Origin of the sequence: Streptomyces sp. 8K308, from assembly GCF_004348315.1 — a bacterium.
Taxonomy (GTDB): domain Bacteria; phylum Actinomycetota; class Actinomycetes; order Streptomycetales; family Streptomycetaceae; genus Streptomyces.
In genome coordinates this window covers 1-1,731 of the sequence record NZ_SMKC01000596.1, presented here as the reverse complement: position 1 = coordinate 1,731, position 1,731 = coordinate 1, and the positions used below count along the sequence as shown (strand labels likewise).

Genomic DNA, 1,731 nt, shown 5'->3' with positions numbered 1-1,731 from the left:
CCACCCGCCATCGTCCGGCGCGCCCTCCAACCCGACGCGGACACCCCACCCGACGAAGCACCACCCAACCCCTGGGATCTGAGCGCCCTCACCGGCGACCTCGAAACCGCCGTCTGGACCTGGCTCGACGAGGTCGCCCTCTGGCTCAACACCACCTACGGCCACACCGACGACCACGTCATCCCCGGCTGCTGGCCCCACCACCCCGACATCGCCCACGAACTCGCCGCCATCGCCTTCACCCGCATCGACGTCTACACCGCGTCGACCGCCGCCTACATCCCCCGCTGGCACGCCGACCTCGACGACTTCTACCGACGGATGAACACCAGCCTTGGCCCAGGCTCGCCCTGTCTGCGCGGAAAGCACGACGAGCTGCCTGAGCGACACGCCGTCCACGCCGCGTATCGCCATATCGCTGATCGATTCCCCGGGGTGCAGCGAGAGGCCAGCATTCGGGCATGAAGGTGAATCACGGCGCTCTCACACTCATTTGATGTGCATCGGCGGCGGGCTGGAGCCTCTTTAGGAGGAGATGTGGATATGTGTGCCGAATCACGTACCGTCCAACCGGAGAGATAGGACCTCGCCTGCCCACGATTCTCAGACCCGCGCGCCGAAAAAACCGCCACCTGCTCCGCGTACAAAGTGTTGTGCGAGTACACGGAGTCTCAACCGTGCTGTCATGGGACTTCGCGAGCCGCACGTTGAACTAGTTGGCATGGCCTCTTACAACGAGATGGCCCTGTTCGAACTAGCGCGCACTACCCGGGCGCAGGACTGCTCACGGACGAGGAAGGGGAGGCCCTCTCTGAGTTCCCCGATCAACGATGAAGAGATCAGCCGGAGACCGACATCATCTAGTTGGAGACATCAACTCTCTTACTCAAAGCCGGAACCCATTGCTCAACCCGCCAGGGCAAGCCCATCGACTATTGTGATGGGCACACAAAAAGCTACGTCCTCTTCGGCTCACCGCGAGACTCCTGTGCCTCCGGAGCGTTCCAGCTTGCGTCTTCTGGCTTCTGTTCCAAGACGGTGACAGCCAGCCCTCCACACCCGCAGCGGCCCTTCGGTAGCCATCGAGCTTCGCACTTTCGAACGCGCTCTTCCAGACGGTGGTGCGTGCCGCCATAAGATCCGCAGCACTTCGGGTCGGGCCGGTATTGGCGTGTGACACGGTCAAGTGGATACTCAAGCAAGGCCTATGTAACCGTGGGTGCGGGTGGGTGACGGGGACGTGTGGCTCAATCTCGGTGGTACTGCCACCGGCACCAACCACTGTCGACGACCGGCGGGCGGCGGCCGCGCCGTCGCGGCCGCCGGCAGAGCCGACATACCGCTGGCCTCCCCGAGCGCCGGGTGTGCTCGTGCCTGCCACGCCTTTCCCTCGTCATGCCGGGAAATTCTGAGCAGCATGCCGTCGGGCTAGCCGTCACATGATTGCGATCTGCCCCGCTCGGCGACAGACATCATCGCGTCGAAGGCGCGTTGTCTAGTGTCTCGTGATCCTGTCGGCGTTACTTGATCTTGCCTGTCTCGTTCTATCGGCATGGAGCTCTCTGTGAAACAGGTCGCCGAACTGCGGGAGTTGGTGAGCAGTCGGGACGTTCCTGCCGATATCGCCACGCGGGGTCGGATCGTCTTGTGGTCGGGTGAAGGGCACCGCCGCAAGGATATTGCCGAGCTGCTTGGCATATCGCTGCCGACGGTGGATCGCTGGAAGCGTCG

General features: G+C 63.3%; 1 protein-coding gene. It reads left to right on the top strand.

The genetic code is table 11. The features are described 5' to 3' along the window. Nucleotides 1-465: hypothetical protein (locus tag E1265_RS37650; RefSeq protein ID WP_165954019.1), on the top strand; the 465-nt coding region annotated here is incomplete at its 5' end. Nucleotides 466-1,731: the final 1,266 nt, after the last annotated feature.